Genomic DNA, 20,549 nt, shown 5'->3' with positions numbered 1-20,549 from the left:
TGCATTTGGGATAGTTATTTTAGGCCTTGCGGTAGGGTTTCTTGTATCTAGAAGAATTGCAAAAGATATCGATGTATTGGATAAGAGTGTAAAAACTTTTGTTGCAAATAATTTAACTCAGAGGGTAAGGGTAAAATCGGGGGGCGAGCTTGGGGAGCTTGCAAGCTCCTTTAATAAAATGGCTCAAAGACTCGAAAAATCTCAAAGAGAACTTGAACTTTGGGGAGAGACCCTCGAGGATAAAGTCAAAGAAAGAACTCAGGAGTTGGTCTCGGCAAATAAACAAGTTGAAAACCGGGTTGAAGAGCTAACGACAATATTTGATATTTCAAAGACTATAAGCTCGACTTTAAATTTAAAAGAACTTTTAAAGCAAATTCTCAAAGGGACAGCACCTCTTATAGGTGCCAAATTTGGGGCCATTCTTTTAGTTGATGAAAAGAGTCTCAAAAGATGTTGGGTTTATCAAGAAAAGTTGGGCAAACCCCACTCCAAAAGTTGTGATAATTGCCCAGCTTATGCATCAGAGAGTTTAGAATGTTGGACTATTAGCGGAACTTGTTGTCGGGATGAGATACAAGGTAAATTTTCAGAAAAGATTACAGAGTGTGTTAAATGCCCAGTTTTTCAAAGTACTAAATTAAAGCCCAAGGCAATTTACGGTGTACATCTTAAGGACCTGGAAAAGGCCTCTGCTGATTCAGAAAATTGTGTGTGTGTCAGGACTTTACTTGAGCTAAAACCGAGAATTTTTGAAAATATTTGTGAAAATAGTGATTATGAAACAATCTTTCCGAAAGAAAAAATTCAAAGCCAAGTTTGTTTACCTCTTGTTACTAAAGAAAAAATAGTTGGAGTACTCGCTTTTGCAACTGATGAGAAGGGGAAATTTGAGAAGAAGCAGATTCGTATATTGGAGAGCATCGCTTATCAGATAGCTGTAGCGATTGAGAATACAAGGCTTTACGAAGAGATGAGTGGCGAAAAAATTAGATTAGATGCGATGTTTGCTAGCATGGGCGAGGGTGTAATTACCGCCGATAAAAACAATAAAGTAGTAGCCATGAATAACTTTGCGGGAGAAATTTTTGGCGTAAAACCAAAGGATGTAATCGGCAATGATGTTTTGCTTTGTCATCCAAAGGAAAAAAGAGACTCGGTTCAGGAATTGATAAGGCAGTTTAAGAGTGGAGAGTCCTCAGTTAAAGAGATGCGGATATCGGTTCAAGGCTCTCGTATAATTAGAGTTAATCTCGCTCCGATTAGAGACAAATCTAATAGCTTTTTGGGCACTGTTTTGGTGTTGCAAGATATTACTGAAAGAGAGCGTTTGTATAAAAAAACAAAAAAAGCTGCAACCGAATTTTCAACGCTTTATGAAATTAACAAGATTTTAGGTTCTACCCTTGAGCTTAATACATTGCTCAACTTTCTCATTGGCTCTACAGCGAAGACAATGGGTGCCGAGATTGGATCAATAATGCTTTTTGACAAAGAATTAAATGAGATGAGGATTGTGGCAGCGAAGGGACTGGATAGAAAAATTGTCGAAAAGACGCGCCTTAAACCAGGAGAAGGAATCGCCGGATGGGTTTTTGAGAAAGGTGAGGCCCTGTTGCTAGAAGATGTGGGAACCGACCCTCGTTTTAAAACTCACGAAATGCGAAAAGAGCTGCGTTCGGCTCTCTCGATTCCTTTGAAGATTAAAGATGAGGTAATTGGGGTAATAAATATTGGGTCGAGTTGTCCTCAAAAATTTACGGATGATGACTTGAGACTTCTTTCCACCTTGTCCGGAGAGGCCGCTGTCTCAATATATAACGCCAAGCTCTTTAATGAATTAGAAAAGCTTTATATTGAAACCGTTAAGGCATTTGTCGAGGCGATTGAAGCTAAAGACTCTTATACGAGAGGTCACTCTGAAAATGTTACGAAATACGCAATTATGATTGCCAATAAAGTTGGTTTTTCTGCAAAAGATAAGACCACTCTTAAAACAGCTGCCCTACTTCATGATATTGGCAAAATAGGTGTAAAGGAAGATATCCTAAACAAACCATCAAGTTTAACTGAGGAAGAATACGATGTTGACAAAACTCATCCACATTTAGCAATTCAAATAATTGGGCAACTTCCTAAGCTTAAGGACGTAGTCCCCATAATCTTTCATCACCACGAAAGATATGATGGTAATGGTTATTTGAAGGGATTAAAAGGAGAGGAAATCCCCTTGGGAGCCAGGATATTAGCGGTTGCGGACTCTTTTGATGCTATGACTTCAGCAAGACCCTATAGAGCACCCCTTAGTTTCCAGCGAGTTGTTAAAGAATTGAAGAATACTGCTGGCAAACAATTTGATCCCTATATTGTTAAGGTCTTTCTAGATGTTATAGATGAATTGGGCTTGGAAGGATTATTTGGCCAAGAAAAACCAGAAGACACGGGATAGAATGATAAATCTGAGAGTTCAAGAAGGTAGCGGAGCAGTTTTAAAAGAAACAGTGTTTACAACAAATGATGAACTTTTTTGAAAAGCTAATTAGGAATACTTTCAACAAGCTGCAGCGAGATTCATTTCAAAAAATCTGGACGTGATAATCCTCGAAGATTTAAAGACAGACAAATAAGCAATGAGGCGGTAGCAGTAATTAAAATCTGTCTTTTTAGCTCCTCAGACAAGGCATAATTTATGATTGCAAAGACTAATTCTCCGTGCTAGAATACCTTTTGTGGAAATATGCGGAAGTAGCTCAGTGGTAGAGCATCACCTTGCCAAGGTGAGGGTCGCGGGTTCAAATCCCGTCTTCCGCTCCAACACCGCTGAAAGCGGTGAGTGAATAGTGGGGAGTGAGGAGTAGTTTAAGGCTAATGCAAGCTAGCGACATAATGCAGGGGGATACAAACGCTCAGAATATTCATGAAAAAGTAGTGGTTTTGGGTGATAGCAATTTTACTCCGTTCCGGTTCATCCACTTCGTTGAGCAAATGCAAACGGAACTTATGGAGAATAAATTTCTTGGTGGCAGAACTGCTCCTCTTTTCCGGTCGCACTCTACTAATGCATATGTATAAAACAGGAAGGGATGAAGGGACGAAGAGACTAGAAACTAAGAAACTACCGACTCCCGACTAACAGACTTTATATTTAATGGGCGGCGTAGCCAAGTGGTAAGGCAGAGGTCTGCAAAACCTCTATTCAGCGGTTCAAATCCGCTCGCCGCCTCCAAGTCACCGAAGATGGCTAATGGGAAATCAGGAGAAGGATTTTAATATTTAACTAACGACTTTCGACTACCGACTATCGACTAAACGGGCGCTTAGCTCAGTGGAAGAGTACTTCCTCGACACGGAAGGGGTCACTGGTTCGAACCCAGTAGCGCCCACCATCATATTTTGATAAAAATGCCTGTTAGTTAGGCATTTTTCTTATTTAATTTCACAATATATCTTTGCTCTAAAATTTTTTCAAATTCAATGCCAATGGGTAGGTTACAAACTTCTGCATATGTGTTAAAAAGTTTTTATTCCATACTCTATCAACTCCCGCTTGCCCGCCTTCAGCTAGAGGCTGATAGTCCTCTGGACTACTGGCGGGACTAAAAACAGGATAAAACCACATTTTGTTGAATTTTAAAGATGGTTAAATGCTTCACAAGTCTTCCCTTAAGTTTGTTATATTAGAGGAGCGTTTTGTTTGTGCAGGACGAAAGAGTTTTTAGGTATAAGGTGATGGAGTGATAAATATCAAACCTGGAAGCATCATCAAAAGCTCAAATTGATCAGAGTTGGTGGAAATCAAACTCATCGAGGAAGCCAGTGGAGAATTTAGAGCTAGAAGAGATAGCTGAAGTAGTAAGATATTGTGTTGCATAAAGGACTGGCAGCAAAGGGAGAAAAAGCGAATGGATATTAAAAAAATATTGATATCTGGGGAATCCGAGACGGTTGAATTTAAGGAAAGTTTCGATAGGGAAACAATCGAAACGGTTGTGGCTTCCTCCAACACTCGGGGTGGGGTCATTGTTGTAGGTGTAAGCGATAAAGCAGATGTAAAAGGTGTTGCCATAGGCAAGGAAACTCTTAATGGCTGGGCAAACCAAGTTTCTCAAAACACAGAACCCACTATCATCCCAGAGATAAACGTCGCGGAGTTGGACGGGAAAACAATAGCCTTCATAAATGTTCGCGAGTTTCCCTTAAAGCCGGTTGCAACAAGGGGCCGTTGTTTTAGAAGAGTGGGCAACAGCAACAGGCGGATGTCTCCTCAAGAAATCGCTCAAATGCATCTTTCTGCTACTGGCTCAAGTTGGGATGCTCTTCCAGCAAAAGATGCAACCATTGATGATATTGATTTTGAAAAGGTAAACGGATACATCAAAAAAGCCGTTTCTACCGGCAGGAGAAAGATTGGGGACGATGAATGCCTCGTAAAGGTTCTTGAAAAAATGGAGTTAATAAAGAATAGTCAACCTACACTGGCAGCGGTTATTCTTTTTGGCAAGGTTCCTCAAGAAAAGTTGTTACAAGCAACTGTTCATTGCGGCAGATTCAAACAAGAGACCATAATAATAGATGACAAGTTGATAGGCGGCACTGCAATCGAACAGATAGAAGAGGTCATGGACTTTATTCGCAAGAATACCAATGTAAGGTTTGTTATGACTGGCAGGCCGGCAAGAGAAGAAGTCTGGGATTATCCTCTTGAATCGCTGAGGGAAGCAGTAGTCAATGCTGTGTGTCATAGAGATTATGCAGATAACTCGGATATCCAATTGAAAATTCACGATAATAGATTGACTATCTGGAATCCTGGGGGATTGCCACCTGGAATGACCATTGAGGAACTATACAATCCCAACCATTCCTCGAAGCTGCGCAATAAACTCATTGGTCAGATATTTTACGATGTTGGGCTGATTGAGAGATATGGAAGTGGTATTCAAAAAATCATAGATGCCTGTAAAAAGGCTGGTCTACCTACTCCTGTCTTCGAGGAGAAGTTTGGCGGATTTTTGGTCATATTCAACAAGGATATCTACACGGAAGAATATCTTGTAAAGTTAGGGCTCAACGAGAGGCAGATTAAGGCGGCATTGTATGTTAAGGAAAAAGGAAGGATTACAAACAAAGAATATCAAGAACTTGTCAATACTACAAAGAAAACTGCAAGTCGAGACCTCGTAGATTTAGTTGAAAAGGATGTTTTTGACCAAGTAGGAACTACTGGGAAAGGAACATATTATCTTTTAAAGGAGACAAAGGGGACATAAAGGGGACATAAAGGGGACATAAAGCCGCCAATGGTTCCACCCGGCCCTATAATCCAAAGTCTGATGAAGCATTTTAAGCCGAAGAATTGGTTGAGGTGGTAAGATATATTGTGCCGTTTGAAGAATTGACAACCAAGGGAGAAAGGGCAAATGAGCAATAGAAAAAGCCCTATAATATATGGGATTTATAAAGGTATGATTGCGGAGGAAACGAGAAAGATTCAGGAATGTTTAAAATCCTCAGAGAGATTTTTAAAAAATGAGATTGAAGAAATCGAGAAAAAGTCCTTGGAGAAAACAGGGCGTGAATTCACGAGAGAAGAAAAGCAAGATCTCGGTGAGCATTATGCTGAGATATATCGTGAACTTACTGAAGAACTTCCTCTCATTTTTAGGAACTCATTGTTTGTTTTATCCTATTCGACGATAGAGAATTTTTTGAATCGTTATTGCAAACGTGCAAAAGAAGCTTGCGGTTTGAAATTAACTTTAAATGACTTAAAAGATGGGGGAATAGAGCGTGCCAAAAATTACTTAAAGAAAGTGGCGGAAATTGATTTTCCAGAGAATGGAGAGTGGGCCGAAATAAAGCACTATAATCGAATCAGGAATTTCATAGTTCATAACGATGGGAAACTTGATGATTCCAAGAAAGCGGAGAAGGTCGAAAAATATATAGAGAAATCGGACCTTCTTGATTTAGAAAAATCCAAAATTAATGGGAAAGTTGTCAAGAAAACAATAGTATTAAAAAGGGGTTTTTGTGAAGAGGTTCTTAAAACTATTAAAGAGTTTCTTTTTCAACTCGATGATGCTTATCTATCTTGGACAAGGAAGAAGAATACTTAACGCATAAAATAAACCCCGTCAGTTCAGAAACCCAGACGACGGGGTACAGGTTACAGGAGCGGAGGAACCATCCTCAGGAAAAGAGGCATGATCCTTGTAGAGAAAGACGAACCATCTGTGGACGACAACAGTAGTTTCTATAAAAATGACAAGAGATAGGGCCAACTATAAAAAACTGACCCTGAAATCACACAATTTTGGGAAATTCTTGAAGGAGAAATTTATCTTTACCAGAAAAATTAATTAGATTATGGAATGCTATATATTAATAAGTTAGGCAATACTGTTTTTCACAGGAAGGAATCTATGAGTAAAATAGAAAAAGCTCAGAGCAATATTAAGAAACTCTATGAATTAATTAATGAACCGTCATTTCCAATTCCAAAAGAAATGCAGGCCCTCTATTGGGCATACATTGCAGTAGAGCTTCTCACAGCCGCATCGATATTGGACAAAAAGGAACTCCACTTCATTAATCCTAAGCTACAATTAACCGGGCATGCGATTGAATGTTCCATGAAAGCATGTATTGCATCAGTTGCGGCTAAGCCTCCAAATAAACACGACTTAGTTCAACTCTACAAGGTTATCGAGAAACATGGTTTTCATTTGGATGATCGGTCACAGGCCTTGATTGTCCACCTGAATCATCATTATTATCAGGATTTGGGAACAGGAACGAAATTCAAATTGCGCTATCCTACTGAAACCTCAGAAAGATCAGGGGGATCCATTCCACCTCACTCTGACATGGTGGCCATTTCGAATACTTTAATAGAACAAGCGGCAAGTAGAGTTCCGGATATCCTCGACGAAATGTTTCGGACAATTCCGACATATAGAGCGAATTTGGCAAAATTTGCCTAACAACCGGTTGTAAGGGACAGCGTAAAAAACACGTTGCCCCTGAGCCGTAGCGTTACGCCACTTCAAGCAACAAATCTAACACTTTCTCATCTACCGGATTTTTGGAAATATGCTCACTTAAAAGTTCGAAGATTGTCCCACTGGCCCCACCATCATATTTTGACATAAAATGCCTGTTAGTCGGGCATTTTTTTATTTAATTTCACAATATATCCTTGCTCTAAAATTTTTTCAAATTCAATACCAATGGGTAGGTTACAGTCGTGTTGAAATGTATTAAACTTTAGAAAATAATTTGATTTTAAGTATTGAATCGAACACTAGTTCGTTGTACTATATTATCAATATGTTTAAATGATCTTTATAGGCGAAAGAAATGAATTTGACTGCAATGAAATATCCAAATTTGCATAAGGTTATCTGGTTTGATTAAAGGAGGTGACATGATGGGAAAAAGAAAGGTATATCATATAATTCCCGATGGGGCTGAATGGAAAGTGAAGTCTGAAGATGCATCGCGAGCTGCTAACATTTTTGACAAGAAGGCAGATGCTATTGATAGAGCCAAGAAATTAGCAAAATCAAATCCTCTTGGGCAAGTTATTATTCACGGGATGAATGGCAAGATTCAGACTGAGTACACTTATGGAGAAGACAAGTTCCCACCCAAGGGCTAGATCCACAAACATTAGAATCCATGACCTGGAAGGGTGATATTAGGAAGTAGATGGCTTTCTTATCGATGAGAGCGAAAGGAGTTGATTTGAGAATGAGAAGATATAGCTGGCCGTTCAATGGAAAACGTTTTATTGGCAATAAAGACCCAGATCACATGGAAGTACATGATCTTGATAACGAAAATAAAAATTGCCAGATTGACGAGATTAACAAAGAAAATGTTCAGACCTTTAATCCGGATTTAGTACATGAAGCTCAAGAGCAAGGATTCAATGGGTGCTACTGGTGTCTTCGCCCATATCATACTGAATAAAATCAATAAATAATACACGATAGCCAGCATAGTTTTTAAAATATTCTGGCAGACAGCTATTTAAACATACTTAACGGGTAAATAAAGTATATTCTGGCAATTGCTTTACATGTTTCTCCTGCTGGGACAAAATATCTATCAGGGGCTTCTGGTTTGTATCTGCCCGGGACTCGCAATCGAGAAATGCCTGTTGAGAGAATTTTTTTCGCCATGTAGCATACAGGATTCCTGTTTTCTCTGACATTTCAAAACGCTTTATATACTATCTGAACTCTTGTAATGTTTTGTTATGTTAAAATAATATGCTTAGAAAGCGAAAACCTAACTATAAGTCTCAAGCAGACCAAATGGTCTACAAACTTTACGACTTAACGGAAGAAGAAATAGCAATTGTTGAAAAGGTTTTAAGGTTAAAAATGTTATTGAGAATGAATTTTTAGAGCAAAGAGAGGTCAAAGTGAGTTGGAGCCAATTAATTAGCGTACTAATTGGTGCAATTGGTGTAATTGTAGGTGGGTTGATTACTTTTTGGGTAAATCTTCACCTCCAAAGAAAAGAAAGACAAGTTCAGTATGCTATTAGAAATAGGCAGGAAATTTATGAACCGCTGTATGATGAAGTAAAGAGCAAATGTAAAGTACTAGAGATATTTGGGTGTCCATTTAATGCTCGAACAACACTGGAAGCATGGGATAAGTTAAATCCTAGCACTAAATTACGAATTCCCAATGATCTTGAAAAACTAGTCAGAGAATTTGATGATGTTGGAAGAAAATATTATAACCTACATTATAAAGCTCGTAAGGTTTTGCAGAAACATCTAAAAAGCCATCTTGAAGCAATTCAGAGCGAGCTTGATGGGCAATGCAAAATCTTCAATATCCTTTGTCGGGAGATTTTTGAGGGTTATCGGGAGGATTTCTTCAGCGGAAAAATATTGGAAGAAAAAATACGTAATTATTCACCCGAGAGAATAATAAAATTTAGAAATGACTCATCTTTAACATTCCAAATCTTTTTCGACAGAGTTTGTTCTTCAATAGAAAAAGAGGAGCCGATTACCGAGTTGAGAAAATCAAATTCGAAAGTAGTTAAAATTGCTGAGGGATTAAAAGGATATTTACAGCAAAAAATAGAGCTAATCCTTGAAAAATATGAGAGCAAATTATCCAAAGTGTGAACAAAGAAGAGTCAGGCTTGAATAACTTGAAAAACCAACTGGCTCATCGACTAATCGGTTTTATAAGCTCTACGGTCTAACGAAAGAGGAAATTAATAAGAAATAATGCGATTTAGCAATCTTCGTGTGATGAAATAAATAATTGAAAAAGTACAGGCGGAGATTAGTTGAATGATTAAGTTTTGAGAGGTTAATTATTACGATGACCATGAAAACAGATATAGTCAAAAAATTTACTGATGAATATAAATCTCAACTACATATCTATGGAGATTTTGCAAAAACTGTGGGCTTTATTTTAGAAACCCTTTTAGGGGATAATGAATTTCGATATCAGATAGTTTCTTATCGGCAAAAAGAAATAGGCTCACTACAGAACAAAATTACCGATGACAAAGAGCTCCAGAAATTAAAAAAAGTGGCAGCAATTGATGACCTTGCGGGTTGTAGGGTCATTTTTTATATTGATAGCGATATCGAAAGGTTTGAAAATCATATTTACAAAGAATTTGATGTTATTAAGCGAAACCTCAAGTATTCGGAAGATGAATACAACGCGCTTCATCTTATAGTTAAGTTTAATGAGGATAGGTTAAATCTCACAGAATATGCTAAATTTTCAGGCTTAAAATGCGAAATACAACTTACTACTATTTTGTATCATGCATGGTCAGAGATGGCCCATGACATAATTTACAAACCGAAAAAAGAATTATCTGATTTTGACAAACAAGCTTTTGCCTCATTGGAAAAACAATTTACTGATGTGATGAAAAATCATATAAAAGAAGCACAACGTACCTTTGACCATATTTCTCGTGAAACTGAAAAGATTAAGCAAGGCAAACAAATTTTTGACACTAAATTTTTAAACACCATCATTCATTCTGAATCAAATAATGAATTATATGAAAACCTGAAGCTACTGTATAAATATATTGAGGAGTTTGGAGATAAAACGCCCAAAGAGTTGGATATTATTAGCATCATGAAGTCCGTTTTAAAGAAATCAAAATCATTAAAAATAGAGCCAATCAAAACAATGCTTGGCAGTTTGAGGGGCCATAGTTATTCAGATGTTGCAGATGCATGCTTAGATATATTAAATCAGTTGAGATATTTTCATACTGAAAAGGTTTTTGGTTTACTTATTATTCTTTCACTGGATAGGGAGCCTGAGGTTAAAAAGAAGGCCTTGGAGGTATTATCCAGTCTTTCTAAATATAATTTACACACTTTAAAAAAGATTAGCTACCACCCACAATTATTGATTTTGGGAAAGATTGGAAAATGGAGCAAAAAACATTTAATTGAGGGTGTTGAGCCTGTCGTTAAAATTGCAGAACAATTATTAAGTCCATCCTTTGAAGGACATTCAATGAAAGATTATGAGACTTTTGTTCTTCAATTTGGAGCACTGAGAGTAGATGATAATTTAAAAGAAATCAGAGAAAAGACAATTGTAATACTTGAAAAACTTTATTTGCTTGCCAAAGAATTAAAACAGAAGCGAAAAATTATTCAAGTACTTCAAGAAGCAACTCAACTGCCGCAAAAAGGTGATTATGGCAAAGATATGGAAAACATGATATTAGGCAATACTAATACTTTAATTAATTATTATATCTCAGTTGTTCCCGGTGCTGACAATGAAATTATCAAAGATATCGAGAAACAGATATGCTGGTTTGTTCGTAGATTTAGCAGAGAGAAGCTACCCAGAATTAAAGAACTGCAATTTTTAATTGCCTCCAACACAGAATATGAGATGTTTAGAACATTCGTTGGTTATGATTTTATAGAGGATTTGGACTGGGAAAAAGCAGAGGAGGAAAGAAAAAAGAAAATTCAAGGATTTATTGATGGTATCTCAGAGGAAAGTTATAACAATTGGGAAAGAAAGATTTTATCAGTTATAAAAAACTATTCTTTATTAGAAGACAGAGGCGAATTTCAGTATTTTAATATTTTTCTCAATGAGTTAGCTCAACAAAAACCCAAGATTGCTTATAAATTATTAACAGAAAAAGAAATTGAACTCGAACCTTTTCTTATTCATTTGGTTGCCGGCATTTGGAAGAGCAGGTCAAAAAAATGCGCGAAAGACCTAATTTCTAAATGGATTGATGAAGGGGAGCATCTTCCCATTTGTGCTTGTATTTTTGACTATGTTGAGGAAATAGACAAGGCATTGCTTGATAAGATTTTTAAGGAAGCAAAGAAGGTTAAAGACAGAGATATTCAAAACAATACTTTTAATAATATTATTCAATCAATAGTAAGAAATTACCCAAAACACAAAAATACCAAGAATTTATTCATTGATACTATCAAGGAGTTAACAAAAAACGAGAATTGGTGGTGGGTTAATAATGTCTGGTATCGTTAAAGATTCAATTTTAAGCTCGTTGTCGAAAACAGATTTTGATATCATCTTAGAAAATTTGTTGCTTGTTCCAAATATTGATTATCGTATCGAGAAAATTCTAATGCCGATTGCCGAAAAATATCCAAAAAAAATAATCAATTTCTTTCATGAGCGAGTTTTAATTAAAGCAAAGGAAAAACAAGAGGAACGCTATGACGCAGTACCTTTTAATTTTCACAAAGCTAATGAGCCTCTCAGCAAAAATGCAAAGGTTGTCGTTCCAGAAATATTAAAATGGTTCACTAAAAAAGACTGGCTATTTTATTGGGAGGGTAGCCATTTGCTGAAAGCGATTTTTCCAACTTTTAATAAGGTTCTAGAAGAAGAGTTAATCAGGTTGGTTAAATCTAAAGATAACAAAAAAGTTGAAATAACTTTTAGTATTCTACGAGCCTACAAGGGGGAAGTATTTTTGCATAGTGTTTGCAAAGAATTGATAAAAAATTACCCCGAAAATGATAAATACGATAAAGAAATGTTTATTGTCCTCTCGCAAACGGGAGGTGTATGGGGTGAATATGGTTTTGTTGAAAGATATAAAGAAAAAAAAGAAGCAATTCAAAGTTGGAAAAAAGACAAAAACAGAGCAATCCAATCATTTGTGAAAAAATATGATAATTATCTCGATAAAAAAATTTCATACGAACGAAAACGAGCAGATGAAGATATAGAATTAAGAAAGAGAGAATTTGATAATTAATCTTGAAAGAAATGTAGAAACGTAGAAATGGGGTCATCTATGGAAAAGCTGACCCTGAGATCACACAATTTTGGGAAATTCTTGAAGGGGAAACTTGCCTTGTCTTGAAATTTAATTACGGGAGTCGTGTTTCTTTAAATTTGGTTATCCGCAAATTTACTGTCCGAACGAGAAAAAAATCAAAATTTGCGAAAGATTAGATAAATACACGAGTTGAGGTGAACAATGAAAACAGTTACCTTAAAACAAAAAAGCTACATATTCCCAAATATCAGGCCCTATGAAAGTTTTAAAGACTTGCTTCAAGGCATAAAAGAACAAAGAATTAGCCTTTTATTAAGTGCTCAGAACAACCTCTCTTTTGAAGACCTTTTATCAAAGAAGCGCGGTCTTGTGCTTACGGATCCGGGATACGGGAAAACTCGGCTTTTCAAAGAATTACAAACTTACGCAAGTCAAAATGGAAAAGATGTTTTTTCCATTGATTTGAAATCATATTCGGGCGAAAAACCGATAGAGAAATTTATAGAAAAACAAATTCAGATAAATGAAGATGTAGCGTACAAGGTTGAGGATAAGGCCAATGTTGTTTTTTGTTTCGATGCTCTTGATGAAGCACGTCAAGATATGTTATCTGAGCTTACAAACGAACTCAAACTCTTTTTGAGACGCTATGCGAACGTTTCTGTGTTCATATCTTGCCGGCTTCCTTTTTATGAGAAATTTCCCCTTTTTGAAGAGGAAAGTTTAGCATATATCACAATTGAGAGATTCAACTTTCAACAGGTTAGAGATTACTTAAAGGAGGTCGTGGATAAAGATGAAAAGAGATTTTTCAAAAAAAATGACATTAATCGAATTATTCAAGACTTCAGAGAGCCTAATTGGGACTCAATTATTTTAATACCTCGTTATTTAGAAAAGTTTTTTGAGTTTCGATATAGGCATCCCCATGACAAACCGACAAAGTCTGATCTATATAACTTTTTTGTCAACGGAAGACTTCAAATAGAAGATGACAAAAGAGGAGCTCAAGATGATGCGTTAATACGACGTTTGTTGGAAAAAATAGCTCTTGTGATGGAGGTATACCAAAGGAACGAAATTGCAAAAGATGAATTAATAACAATATTGGAAGATATTCAGTCAAATATAGCTGGTAATTTTCTAGAAATGGGCAAACTTCAAATCTTGTTCGATCATGGGCTTTGGATAGATAGCGGTGACACGGTTTCTTTTGAGGATCATTCATTGCAGGAGTATCTTGCATCTTGCGAATTGTTTCGTCTGGGAAGCCAAAGGCGTATCTATGATTTTGCTGTAGATAAAGATTTGCGTGAAATTCATCAAAGCTGGTTTAGTACATTAAGCTTTGTTATTGATCAAGATGTTTCTCTTTTGGAACCAATGCTTGATTTTGGCATCAAGCGAAGTGAAAAGGTTGTCGAAGATGAAGAGTACCTTCGATTTCTTACCAAAGTAGATACCTCAAATATTGACAAAGAACAGAGAACAAGGATTTTTAAAAAAGTATTCAGCTACTATCAAAATGAGCTTTTGTGGATTGATAGAGATATTGCAAGGAGGCTCGCTACATTTTTTGACTCTTCTGTTGGTGACTTTTTAAAGAAGTGGATAGATGAAGAAGAACTAAGGGATGCTGGCGAAACGGAGAAATTTGTAAAAAAGGGCAACGTTGCATTTATCGTCGAGTTTCTGCTTGAGCAGGATAAACTCGATAATATTGAACGGGATTTTTGGAAGGAGAAACTCATTTCGTTTGCTAATGATGAAAACGAAAACGGAGTTTTGCAAAGACATTCTCTCTCAGCGCTTGAACAGTTTGAGGACGATTCTTTAATAAAATCCGTTCAAAAGGTATTTACTCATCCAGACAGCTCAGTAAAAAGAGTGTTTCTAATGTTTTGCAGAGAAACTAATCCTAATCATGATTTGTCATTAAAATATTTTATTGAGGGTATGAAATGTGGAGAACATGTAGAAGCTCGTTATGGGTTTTTTGAGATTACAAAAAAGAAGTTTGTAAAGAAATTTTTGGACTATTTGTACGAAGATGAGCAGTTTTTAAAAGCTTTTGTGGATCATGAAGGTATTTTTGAAGATAAAGACCAAAAAATTATTCAGAACATAGGGGCAGTTTTTGATGATGAAGTTGAAGAAAAGCTAGTTGAAATAGTTTTTAAGCTTATAGCGATTTATGAGCAAGAGTCAAAATTTCTTAAAAATATAGCAATATTGCTTAGAGAAAAAGACAAGGGGATTATTGGAAAAATTTTTAATAAAATAAAAGAAGGCGTGAAGCTCCAAAAATATGTTATGAGTTATGCTGAACTATTTGTTAATTTATTGTCCAAAGACTCTGTGGATGATTTTGTAAAAGGGATTCTTGATTTTGAAAACGGTAAAGGCAAATGGTTGGCTTTACGGGTATTTGAGAATGCTAAGTGGCAGCGTGGAAAAGAAGGGGGCGAAATCTATAAGCAAGGGCGGAAATATTTTAAGGAAGATTATAAAGAGATAAAGAAGCAACAAAAGAAAGCAAAAGGTAAGCCTGAAAAAGGGTGGGTTGCTTATAGTCGTATCAAAGCCGATTTAGGCCTCTTGCCTCTGCTGCCTGACAAAAAACATTGGTCAATTTACTTAAGGGCACTGGAGCAACTGGAGGGAAGCTGGAATGAGGTCGAATCTTATCTCACAGATTATGAGAAGCAGAAGATTAAGAAGTTTGTAGAGTATGAATTACAATCCACGGATACCCAAAATCTAAGATTTGAAGTAAGAGAATGGAATGAAAAAGGTGGAATTAAGACTTTTTCGTTTAGTTGTAGTGTAGCGATTTTTGAAAAGTGTTTAGCGGTAGCCAAGTATTTTGAGGTAGAGATAGATAAAACTTCTCGGCAGCATGTAATAGATTTTATCCCTTATGCGTGGAGCAAGTCCTTAGAAAATATATTTGGGTTGATTCCCGATATAAAAGAAGAAGAACTAATTTATGTCTTGGAAGTATACAATTCAGGTAGTGTACTAAAGTATTACCTGACATCAAGCTTTATAAGACTAATTAAAGAATATCAGTTTAAAGTAGCTGCCCCGATTCTTAAGAGCTTTATAGATGATGACAAAATTTCGGAGTACGAACGCAAAGAAGCTCTTAAGGTTTCAGAACAATTAAAACCAGACAGTATTTTGCTCAAGACCATATTTGAGAAATATAAAGAGGAATTTACTGAGCTGTCGGAATTAGCAAGCGAACTTCTAATTGAAAACCATAAAGATGCGGACGCAATCGATTGGAGACTGGAAGAATTAAAAAAGAGAAAATTTACTCATATTGAGCCCAAAGAAGCTCACTGGGTTGGTGCCGGAGAGGCTGAGCTTCATCGAAAAGAATTTGCTGCTTCGTTGATGAAACTGCAGGATAGCAAATATCTGGATAGGTTCATTGAACTTCTTGGTTTCTCTCTGGATTTGCTAGAGAAGGATAAAAATTACTGGCCATATACTGTCTATCTCTGGCAGGTAGTGATTAAATACGTTGGTAATCTTAAACTTGAACAAAGATCTAAATCATATGAACCTGTAGAAAAATTAGAAAAATTTGTGCAAGAAAATATGTCAAAGGAGGGTATTAACTGGTTTAAGAACAATTTGGCAGAGATTAAACGCAGCTATCAAATTTATTTTGGGCCGCCAAAGAATATTAATGATTGCGTACGTCAGTATAATGCTTTGAAGGCTGAACAATATTTAGATATTGTTACTTCGAACGATCTTTTCGAAAAGATAAAAGAATCAATTGCCGATTTGCGTAATTGGATTGAAAAAGAAGGTGCATATAAATTATTTCTTAATTCTAAAGGTGAGTACAGACCCGAGCCGGATATACAAAAATTGATAGAACTACATCTGAAAAGTTACCTCAAGTCATTAGGGATAGATATTATTTTAAGAGAACCGCAGTTATTGAGCGATGAAAGGGTTGATTTCTTCATCTCCTATGGGTTTTCGCCTTCGATGAAAGTGCTCATTGAAGTCAAGTTATCAAAACATTCCGATTTGGGACCCAGGATGGATATGACTGAAAAGACCTCGTATAAGAAACTGCAGAATTACATGGAAGGTTTTGGAGCAGATAAAGGCATATTCTTGATTTTTAATGTAGACAAGGAAGCCGCTAAGTGGCAGAAATTACTACAAAAAATAGAGGGAGTATATACTCAGATTAATAACGTCGAGGTTGTTGGTATAGATGCTTGTAACAGATAATAATTGTGTATTTCTCTAATAAAAATAAGAAGTTTTAGGTTTGTGGCCAGGCTTGACAAATTTGAAAAATAACTGGTTTATTGGCTGAATCTTTTACAAACTCTAGAGTAATTGGTGAAGAAGCAAGAGTAAAAACAGAGGAGGGGTCATCTATGAAAAAACTGCCCCTGAGATCACACAATTTTGGGAAATTCTTGAAGGGTAAATTTGTCTTAACTCGAAATTTAATTATAGATTATGAAATTCAGTATATTAATAAGTTAGCTACATAAACAAAAAGGAGAAATACCATGCCAAAAAAACCAAGAGTATCAGTAATAAAAGAGTCTGATACTGGAAGAAACCAAAAATTCGTCGATAATAAATCTGGTGAAGAAATGACTCGTTCTGGGTTTGCTAAAAAAATCGACAATGGCGAATACCCTGATTATTACACAAGGAATCAATGCGGGCTAAAGACACCCGTCTCAAAACCTGACGGCGACGAAGGAAACAATTTAGGTTGATGCATAAATTGTATTAGTAATATCAACCGATGTTCCATCTTCAAAATTAACAGTGTAACCGCATATTTTAATTCCATCTTTTTGTCCAAGTTGGTTTTCAATTATACTTTTACACCCCATTAGCCCAACCATAAAGCTATTGTGAGGCTTATTGTGATTTCTTTCGCCATAAATAATAATATTAAACATGTTTAGTCCTCTTATAGTTAAATTAGCTAACAAATCGCTCAACAGGACTCGCAGCAAAAAGCCGCTGCTCTCCTGTTAGCTAGGCCGTTCTGTTTTGGAGGAAGATGATGTCAACTTCTCTACAAAAAGTGATGATCGGAGAAGAGCTACTCACCGCCATGAAGCTCTTGAAAACGGGTCTGCGTGAACTTAACCGGATGAATGGAGGAACGGATTTCTTTCACCTGCCGATTCTCTTGCTGTCGTCGGGCATGGAAAGGCTGATGAAGGTGGTGATATGTTGCCATCACCTGAAGACGACAGGCGAATTTCCTGACCGCAGTGCCCTTTCAAAGAAGCCTCAAGGGAAGAACCCTACCCATGATCTCACATGGCTGCTCGAGCGAATCACCCAGGGTTGTTTCTCCGACGAATACCTTTCACAGATCCCTGCTGCGAAAACCGATATCGAGTTCCTCCGGACCGACAAGAGGCTGAGGCGAATTGTCCAGATCATGTCGCAGTTTGCGCAAAGTGCCAGGTACTATAATCTCAACGTCGTTCTTGGCGACGCCGACCCAGGTCCGTCTCCAGACGATGAGTGGCAGAGACTCGAGATGGAAGTCCTGCAAGATGATCCCGCTTGGATGGAGTGCATCGCTGACCCAAAGCAGAGCCATGCGATTCATTGTCAGATCAATAGAGAACTGACAGTCCATTGCGAACGACTCGCGCGTTCGCTAAGTCGGCTGTTTACGATTGGTGGACTCGGGAATTTGGCGAAGCAGATATCTGGCCATACTCACCATTTCCTGTTCCTGATGGACAGGGATCTGGGTGCAACAGACTACGAATCAGTGAGGATATAGGAACCGAACAATCGGGTGAACACGGACGGTAAAAACCGCTCTGCTTCGCTCTACCATTCCACCGCCGGTCACCCGTAGCGTCAGGCCACTTCAAGCAACAAATCTAACACTTTCTCATCTATCGGATTATTGGAAATGTGCTTGCTTAAAAGTTCGAAGATAGCCCAGTAGCCCCTACCAGCATATTTTGAAGAAAAATGCCTGTTCATGATACATTCCAATTATCAATAAAGGAAAGTGGGAAAAGCTAACAATTAGTTGCTCTACCTCTGAAAAAGAACAACAAACAATTGTCGCCAAACTCGATGCGCTTTCCGCCGAAACTAAGGAGCTTGAAGCCATCTACCAGCAAAAGCTGAATGATCTGGACGAACTGAAAAAATCGGCGCTACAAAAGGCATTTGAGGGGAAATTGTAGTTCAAAACCGTGAAATCTGCTATTTTTATTGCAATTTTTCACGATTATGTTGACAAAAGCGTGAAAGAGTTTATACTGTAACTGTGGCAAAAATATTACATGTTTTTAATTCAATCAATCGTTTGAGAGAGCGGTATTATATTGCGTCTGTCGGTAAGCAATCGCTTATAAAATTATTGAGTGAAGCGGAGGTTGCCGAGCAGGTCTATAACTCCAACGCTATCGAGAACAGCACTCTTACTCTTGAAGAAACAGAGAAAATCCTTTTGCAAATAGATTTAGACAGGTATATAACTGAAAGAGAAATTTTTGAAGCAAAAAACCTCGCGCAGGTAGTTTCTTATATCAATACAAAAGCCAAAGAACAAGAGCTTACCCTTGAGGTTATTCTGTCGCTTCACAAAATGCTTATAGCGAATATCCGTGATGATATAGCCGGCAGATTTCGTAAGGACGGTGAGTGGGTCAGGGTTGCGAATCACATAGCGCCGGACCCAAAAGAAGTAGTAGAAAGATTGGATAAAATGCTTGCAGGTTATAACGCGAACAGTCACGAAAATATTATAAAACGTATCGCGCTGCTGCATCTTACTTTTGAACACACCCACCCGTTTGTTGATGGTAATGGCCGTATCGGAAGAGTAATAAATAATTATCTGCTTATACGAGAAGGTTTTGTGCCGGTGAATATTAAATTCATCGATAGAAAGATGTATTACGAAGCGTTTAAGGAATTTGACGAAAAAGGCACTGCCAAAATCATGGAGGAAATAGTCGGCAAAGCGCTTACAAACAGTTATCACAAGAGACTTGCGTATCTGGAAGGCACACACATCATGACGCTTGCTGAATACGCGAAAAAGAATAAGGTATCACACTCTAATTTGATAAATAAGGCAAATCGCCAAACCATAGAAGCTTTTCTTGAAAAAGGCGTTTGGAAAATTGGAGATTACAAATCATGAACGAAGCGGAAACCAGAGCGGAACTTATTGACCCAAAGCTGAAAGCAAGCGGTTGGGGCGTGGTGGATGGTTCCAAGGTTCTGCGGGAATACAATATCACTATCGGCAAGATCCAGACAGGCGGCGGCGGCAACATACTTATTGCAGACCTAAAGAATAAGCAAACATTCGGGAAGGTACCATCACTACCATATGATGTTCATAAGTTTTCTAAAAGCGTTAAAAACATACTTACTGCTGCAATGAATAATTAAATTAGTCGGAGCCGTATTGCACGAACTAATTGTTGGTGGAACAGGCCTAACATTACGTGGAGCAGACGAGAGGGCTCCGACTTCTTGGCCAGTTTTGTGTTCTCTCAAAGTTTCAATTTAACAGCAAGTTAAGTGCAGCCAATCCTCTCGCCGCTCACGCAGTCGTTAGCCAGATACTTCAAAGTTTTTCAAATTCTTGTTATTACGCCACTTCAAGCAACAAATCCAACACTTTCTCATCTACCGGATTTTTGGTAATATATTCTCGGATGGGTTTGAAGATAGTCCTACTGGCCCCACCAGTGCTTTTGAGATAAAATGCCTGCTAGTTGGGCATTTTTTTTATTTAACCCACATTGGATACACTTTTTAATTTCACAATATATCCTTACTCTAAAATTTTTTCAAATTCAATACCATTGGGTAGTGAATAAGTTCAGATACATATGCAACATCGATAGATTAAAATAGTTGATATTTTAACTATCATCTAGAGAGGTTGCATATGTATAGAACCCAGTCAGACGGTTTACATCTATACAAAAATATGCTAATTTAAGTGAAACATAACTACATAGTGTAACTTTTTATGATTTAAGGAAGGCAATTTCTTCTCAAGAATTTTCTGGCAGAAGGGATCATGATGAATAGCCTTAGGGAATTTTCGAGTATTTTAAGAATGTTTGCCGGGCACAATGGCCGAGGGCTATTTCATTTTGTCCTTATCGGGGGGGGGGGGGGGGGGGGCGGGGCGGGGGGGGGGGGGGGGGGGGGGGGGGGGGGGCGGGGGGGGGGGG

The 20,549-nt window shown here is 37.5% G+C and carries 16 protein-coding genes and 3 tRNA genes; 17 read left to right on the top strand and 2 right to left on the bottom strand.

The window, feature by feature from the left end:
* From Q7U95_RS04200 to Q7U95_RS04135, 14 genes are all read left to right on the top strand, one after another.
* On the top strand, positions 1–2,449 hold a 2,449-nt coding region (locus Q7U95_RS04200; protein ID WP_308752100.1), incomplete at its 5' end, for an HD domain-containing phosphohydrolase.
* A 290-nt stretch (positions 2,450–2,739) separates the two neighbouring features.
* Positions 2,740–2,814: transfer RNA gene (locus Q7U95_RS04195), tRNA-Gly, on the top strand.
* A 337-nt stretch (positions 2,815–3,151) separates the two neighbouring features.
* Positions 3,152–3,226: transfer RNA gene (locus Q7U95_RS04190), tRNA-Cys, on the top strand.
* An 85-nt stretch (positions 3,227–3,311) separates the two neighbouring features.
* A tRNA-Val gene (locus Q7U95_RS04185) sits at positions 3,312–3,386 on the top strand.
* 516 nt (positions 3,387–3,902) lie between these two features.
* The gene (locus Q7U95_RS04180; RefSeq protein WP_308752098.1) at positions 3,903–5,270 is read left to right on the top strand and encodes a helix-turn-helix domain-containing protein; all 1,368 of its coding nucleotides are present in this window, start codon (positions 3,903–3,905) and stop codon (positions 5,268–5,270) included.
* Positions 5,271–5,420: 150 nt separating this feature from the next.
* A complete protein-coding gene (locus tag Q7U95_RS04175) occupies positions 5,421–6,119 on the top strand; it encodes a hypothetical protein (protein ID WP_308752096.1) in 699 nt (232 codons plus the stop codon).
* 306 nt (positions 6,120–6,425) lie between these two features.
* Entirely contained in the window at positions 6,426–6,986 is a 561-nt protein-coding gene (locus tag Q7U95_RS04170; protein WP_308752094.1) for a hypothetical protein, read from the top strand.
* A 446-nt stretch (positions 6,987–7,432) separates the two neighbouring features.
* Complete coding sequence (locus Q7U95_RS04165; protein ID WP_308752092.1) at positions 7,433–7,663, top strand: DUF2188 domain-containing protein; 231 nt, start codon at positions 7,433–7,435, stop codon at positions 7,661–7,663.
* 86 nt (positions 7,664–7,749) lie between these two features.
* Entirely contained in the window at positions 7,750–7,977 is a 228-nt protein-coding gene (locus Q7U95_RS04160) for a hypothetical protein (RefSeq protein ID WP_308752091.1), read from the top strand.
* A 457-nt stretch (positions 7,978–8,434) separates the two neighbouring features.
* Positions 8,435–9,157: a hypothetical protein gene (locus Q7U95_RS04155; protein ID WP_308752090.1), complete on the top strand. Its 723-nt coding sequence runs from the start codon at positions 8,435–8,437 to the stop codon at positions 9,155–9,157.
* A 202-nt stretch (positions 9,158–9,359) separates the two neighbouring features.
* A complete protein-coding gene (locus tag Q7U95_RS04150) occupies positions 9,360–11,546 on the top strand; it encodes a RelA/SpoT domain-containing protein (protein WP_308752088.1) in 2,187 nt (728 codons plus the stop codon).
* Positions 11,530–12,285, top strand: coding sequence for a hypothetical protein (locus Q7U95_RS04145; RefSeq protein WP_308752086.1), 756 nt, complete (start codon positions 11,530–11,532; stop codon positions 12,283–12,285). Before Q7U95_RS04150 ends, Q7U95_RS04145 begins: the two co-directional genes overlap by 17 nt.
* Before the next feature lie 225 nt (positions 12,286–12,510).
* A complete protein-coding gene (locus Q7U95_RS04140; protein ID WP_308752084.1) occupies positions 12,511–16,572 on the top strand; it encodes a hypothetical protein in 4,062 nt (1,353 codons plus the stop codon).
* Between the two features lie 290 nt (positions 16,573–16,862).
* Positions 16,863–17,078, top strand: a complete 216-nt coding sequence (locus tag Q7U95_RS04135; RefSeq protein WP_308752082.1) for a hypothetical protein — start codon at positions 16,863–16,865, stop codon at positions 17,076–17,078.
* On the opposite strand, the gene Q7U95_RS04130 is transcribed toward Q7U95_RS04135, so the two are convergent.
* Entirely contained in the window at positions 17,070–17,324 is a 255-nt protein-coding gene (locus Q7U95_RS04130; RefSeq protein ID WP_308752080.1) for a hypothetical protein, read from the bottom strand. The two genes, Q7U95_RS04135 and Q7U95_RS04130, sit on opposite strands and share 9 nt — an antisense overlap.
* A gap of 50 nt (positions 17,325–17,374) precedes the next feature.
* Between Q7U95_RS04130 and Q7U95_RS04125 the strand changes: the two genes are divergently transcribed.
* Positions 17,375–18,115 carry a hypothetical protein gene (locus Q7U95_RS04125; RefSeq protein WP_308752078.1) on the top strand — a complete coding sequence of 247 codons (741 nt, stop codon included), beginning with the start codon at positions 17,375–17,377 and terminating at the stop codon, positions 18,113–18,115.
* 80 nt (positions 18,116–18,195) lie between these two features.
* On the opposite strand, the gene Q7U95_RS04120 is transcribed toward Q7U95_RS04125, so the two are convergent.
* The gene (locus Q7U95_RS04120; protein ID WP_308752077.1) at positions 18,196–18,324 is read right to left on the bottom strand and encodes a hypothetical protein; all 129 of its coding nucleotides are present in this window, start codon (positions 18,322–18,324) and stop codon (positions 18,196–18,198) included.
* Positions 18,325–18,616: 292 nt separating this feature from the next.
* Between Q7U95_RS04120 and Q7U95_RS04115 the strand changes: the two genes are divergently transcribed.
* Complete coding sequence (locus Q7U95_RS04115) at positions 18,617–19,498, top strand: Fic family protein (RefSeq protein ID WP_308752075.1); 882 nt, start codon at positions 18,617–18,619, stop codon at positions 19,496–19,498.
* Positions 19,495–19,752 (top strand): hypothetical protein, encoded by a 258-nt coding sequence (locus Q7U95_RS04110; protein ID WP_308752073.1) that lies wholly within the window; start codon positions 19,495–19,497, stop codon positions 19,750–19,752. Before Q7U95_RS04115 ends, Q7U95_RS04110 begins: the two co-directional genes overlap by 4 nt.
* Positions 19,753–20,549: the final 797 nt, after the last annotated feature.

This window comes from Candidatus Oleimmundimicrobium sp. (assembly GCF_030651595.1).
Taxonomy (GTDB): Bacteria; Actinomycetota; Aquicultoria; order UBA3085; family Oleimmundimicrobiaceae; genus JAUSCH01.
Note: the sequence above shows the minus strand (reverse complement) of the source record. Positions and strands in the feature narration are given on the sequence as shown.